Source organism: Pseudomonas sp. PME37.24/025 (assembly GCF_055556615.1).
On record NZ_JBVHNK010000419.1, the window covers coordinates 1 to 246 of the forward strand.

Sequence of the window (246 nt, forward strand, 5' to 3'; positions counted from 1 at the left end):
CGGAATCCGGCCGAAGTACCAGATCCGCCAGAAGCCGAGCGGATGATCGGGGTTCCGGCGCAGCAGCATGTCGAAGGTCTCGACGTCGCCGAGCACGATCCGCGTCGCATCGCGCACGACTTCGCGCACGAAGCGCGAGCAGAACTGCCGGCGCGACGCGAGATTGAACCCCGTGTCGTACACCACGCCGATCCGGCACATCGCAGCCTCCACGAGCCGGCGCCGCTGCGCGGCATCGAGCGGCTG

1 protein-coding gene is annotated in these 246 nt (G+C 68.7%); it reads right to left on the reverse strand.

Annotated features, from left to right (window positions below):
- The coding region (locus ACZ3HH_RS30900; RefSeq protein WP_465810504.1) for a YiiX/YebB-like N1pC/P60 family cysteine hydrolase at window positions 1-246 on the reverse strand (246 nt) is incomplete at both ends.